5 protein-coding genes are annotated in these 3916 nt (G+C 43.9%); all 5 read left to right on the plus strand.

The window, feature by feature from the left end:
- On the plus strand, nucleotides 1–1856 hold a 1856-nt coding region (locus tag GX089_16760; GenBank protein ID NLP04148.1), incomplete at its 5' end, for an ATP-dependent helicase.
- 182 nt (nucleotides 1857–2038) lie between these two features.
- A complete protein-coding gene (locus GX089_16765) occupies nucleotides 2039–2383 on the plus strand; it encodes a transposase (GenBank protein NLP04149.1) in 345 nt (114 codons plus the stop codon).
- A 136-nt stretch (nucleotides 2384–2519) separates the two neighbouring features.
- Nucleotides 2520–2915, plus strand: a complete 396-nt coding sequence (locus tag GX089_16770; protein ID NLP04150.1) for a transposase — start codon at nucleotides 2520–2522, stop codon at nucleotides 2913–2915.
- A 23-nt stretch (nucleotides 2916–2938) separates the two neighbouring features.
- Complete coding sequence (locus tag GX089_16775; protein ID NLP04151.1) at nucleotides 2939–3202, plus strand: hypothetical protein; 264 nt, start codon at nucleotides 2939–2941, stop codon at nucleotides 3200–3202.
- Nucleotides 3157–3468 (plus strand): hypothetical protein, encoded by a 312-nt coding sequence (locus tag GX089_16780; GenBank protein NLP04152.1) that lies wholly within the window; start codon nucleotides 3157–3159, stop codon nucleotides 3466–3468. The genes GX089_16775 and GX089_16780 overlap by 46 nt, the downstream gene beginning before the upstream one ends.
- Nucleotides 3469–3916 lie beyond the last annotated feature (448 nt).

The following is a 3916-nucleotide window of genomic DNA, read 5'->3' on the forward strand; positions in this document are numbered from 1 at the left end:
ACAGGATACTTCTTCTCACCTTTACCCGCAGGGCAGCTAAAGAGATGCTCGACAGGGCATCACAGGCACTGAATGATCAGACCACGATCTCACAGGTCTGGAGCGGAACTTTCCATGCCGTCGCCAACCGCCTGCTGAGAATCTACAGCCAGTCCTCAGGACTTCCAGCCGACTTTACCATAATAGATCAGTCAGATGCCGAGGATATGCTCGATGTCATCAGACAGAAAGTGACAGATGCGCAAAAAAGAGGACGTTTCCCCAGAAAAGGGACATTACTCTCCATATACTCACGGAAAATGAATTCAGGAGAGGACCTGGATTATATCCTCAAAAAGCTCTATCCCTGGTGCGTGCGCTGGAAGGAGGAGCTGAAGACTATTTTCAAGGAGTACACTGCTTTAAAGCAGAAAAGCGGCACTCTCGACTATGATGATCTGCTGCTTTACTGGTATTATCTGCTGGAGGATCCCAGGGCCGCGGAAAGGATCTCCGGAAGATTCGATCATATTCTTGTCGATGAGTATCAGGATACAAACAAGCTTCAGTCCGACATACTCACAGGCATGCGCCGAAGCATAAAGAATGTCATGGCTGTTGGCGACGATGCCCAGAGTATTTACAGTTTCAGGGCAGCGACAGTACGCAACATGCTGGATTTCCCGAAGATTTTCCCTGGAACCGGAATCATCACCCTTGAGCAGAATTACCGCTCCTCTCCCCCCATCCTGAATACAACAAATGTGCTGATTGCCCAGGCAAAGGAGCGCTTCTCAAAAAATCTCTTCTCGACCAGGGAGGGCGGCGAGCGCCCGAAGATTATCACATGCAAAGATGAACTCCAGGAAGCGGAGATGGTGATCGAGCGGGTACTGAGACACTATGAGGAGGGCATCCCTTTGCGTAAACAGGCGGTGCTGTTCAGGGCAGGATCTCACTCCGCATCGCTTGAGCTCGCTTTATTGAAAAAAGAGATCCCATTCCATAAATACGGTGGGCTTAAATTCCTCGAGGCAGCGCACATCAAGGACTTTGTTTCCCTGATTCGCATACTTGAAAACCCCCGTGATGAGATGGCGTGGTTCAGGGTTCTTCAGCTCTTTGACGGAGTAGGACCGGCTACAGCATCGGCAATCTTCGATTACTTCCGGGCCTCCAACTTCTCTTTCGATTCCCTTCAAAACGCTCCTGTCTCCAAACCGGTTCTGATGGAGCTTCTCAGGATGCGTAAAATGTTTATCGACATACTCAAGAGCGACCTTGATCTCTCAAGTCAACTCGACCGTATCCGGGTCTTCTATAAACCTCTTCTGGAGGACAATTACGAAAACTCATCTCCAAGACAGAACGACATAGAACATCTTGTCGAACTGTCAAGAAACTCGAAATCAAGAACGCAGTTTCTCACCGACCTCGTGCTCGATCCTCCTGTGTCAACAAGTGATCTTGCCGGTCCTCCGTTGCGTGATGAGGACTACCTTATTCTCTCCACTATTCATTCCGCCAAGGGATGTGAATGGGATGCTGTGTATCTGATTCATGCCGCTGACGGTTGCCTGCCATCTGATATGTCAACAGAATCCGAGGAGGATATCGCGGAAGAACTCCGTCTTACCTATGTTGCCATGACCCGTGCCCGCGATCACCTGTATGTCCTCTGGCCAATGAAATTCTATTCCCATCCTCAGGGCTTCTCCGACAGACATGTGTATGCCCAGAGATGCCGTTTTTTCAATCAGGATGTAATTGACACGATGGAAAAAGTCTCTGTTATACCTGAGACAGAACAGGACAGCAGGGAAACACTTGAAATCGGAAGCGATATTCAGGGAAGACTCAGGAAAATGTGGGATTGATCTCATTTCTTGTGTCTACTCCTGGCGTCATGCCTGTGAAAACAGGCATCCAGGGATTATTATGTATCAAGACTGGATTCCCGTTTTCGGGGCTGGGTCATAATCCATGCATTTACTTATGCATATATTATTTTACATTACAGTATAGCTAATATGATGCACTAAATGCAAAGGATTCACCGTTGGCGTATCGATATAGTGATAGGAATCAATTAAATCTATTTCCTGCTTCGTTAGAAGATTATGTTGGAGCATCGGATCCGGTACGAGCATGCGATGCGTTTATCGATGCTTTGGATCTCGATGAATTAGGGATACCTTTGGATGAGGAAAAAGTCGGTAACAGTGAGTATGATCCAAAAAGCATGCTGAAACTCCTTGTATATGGCTATTCATATGGGCATTTCTGTGGCCGTAAATTGGAAAGAGCATTGCACCACAATGTTTCTTTCATGTGGCTATGGGTGGCCTTCGTCCAGATTACCGGACAATCACTCGATTCCGTCGAAAACATGAAAAAGCACTAAAGAAAGTACTTAAATATAGTGCACAAATGTATATTGATCTTGAGTTGGTGGATGGTAACATGCTTTTTGTTGATGGGACCAAAATCAAAGCAAATGCATCATTAAATAATAAGTGGATGCAGCCCGATGTGAACGTGTGCTCAAAGCTGTTGAAAAGAGAATCCAAGATATATTGGAAGAATGCGAACGAATAGATAACGAAGAAGAATCGCTTGAATCGTTGGTTCGATTAAAGGATGAGCTTGCAGAGAAGCAAAATCTTGTAGAACGTGTCAAATCCATCGCACATCGTGTATCCCAGCAATGTCCATTAAAAGATGGAAGTCCCTCAATAAATGTAGTTGATTCGGATAGTAAACCGATGCATTCTAAAAAGGGGAGTTTTAGTGGTTACAATGCGCAAGCAGTAACAGATAGTAAGCACGGGATAATCATTTCTATGGACGTGGTCAATGATCGAAATGATTCACAACAATTGAAAAAGCAAATTGAGCAAGGCGAGATATTATTGATAAACAATGCAAAACAGTAGTTGCTGATACCGGCTATTACAACATGGAAGAAATAAAGCCTTTGCATGAAGAAGGAAGAGATGTATTGGTTCCCAACCAAGATCAATCATCACACAAAGAAGGGAATGGAACCAAAAAGAAATGCTTTGTATACAATAAAGAAAAAGATACTTACACCTGCCCTGAGGGACAGCAGCTTATTTTAAGTAGAACAGATACTAAGAGATGCAAAAAACAATACACACCGCCTGACAGTTCTGTTTGTCAACGTGTAAGAGATGGGGTGAGTGTACAAACGCTAAGATAGATCGTACCATAATTCGTAATTTTGATGAGGAGCTACGCGATTATTTGGCTGAAAAATACGAAGAGCCATCATCTCAGGCGATTTATGCTAAAAGAAAAGAATATGCAGAGCGCCCTTTTGCTTATCTAAAGCAGAATATGGGATATAAAGAATTCCTATTACGAGGAATAGATGGGGTTCGTGCTGAATTTTCGTTACTCTGCAGTGGATTTAACATAAAACGTGCAATACATGAACTAGGCGGTGTGGAAAAATTGTTAAATTAATTAAGGCAACTTAACCGAGGATAGTTATTAAGGGCCAAAGGGGTCAAAACCGAAGCTGCTGTTAATTAATCGTAAAAACTTCGAGAAATTGTAGTCTTTGCCCGATAATAATTTGAAAAACAAATTTTATAACCTATACCCAAATTGAGACTAGGCCATTTAGGATTATGACCCAGCCCCATAGGCAGAGATCAATACGGTAATCTCGGCCAGGGTGGTAGACGACAGCCATTTTTTGTCGCTCTTCCGGTTGACGAAAACAAACCCTTCTTTTTTGGTGAACCGGTATTTATAGGAAGAACCTTTAATAAATATAATAATGTCACTGCAACAGCATGGACTACAGATCCCATATCATTTGTTGCAGCAGATGGTGACTGTCTGTATAAATGGGATCTCGGTAAACTGCATGAAGCAAGGACAGTTACCACACCAGACACACTGTTCC

It is taken from the genome of Fibrobacter sp., assembly GCA_012523595.1.
Taxonomy (GTDB): domain Bacteria; phylum Fibrobacterota; class Chitinivibrionia; order Chitinivibrionales; family Chitinispirillaceae; genus JAAYIG01.

Coding starts and splice junctions, on each gene's coding strand:
- GX089_16775 (NLP04151.1), top strand. CDS start 2,939: ATGGAAGAAATAAAGCCTTTGCATGAAGAAGGAAGAGATGTATTGGTT.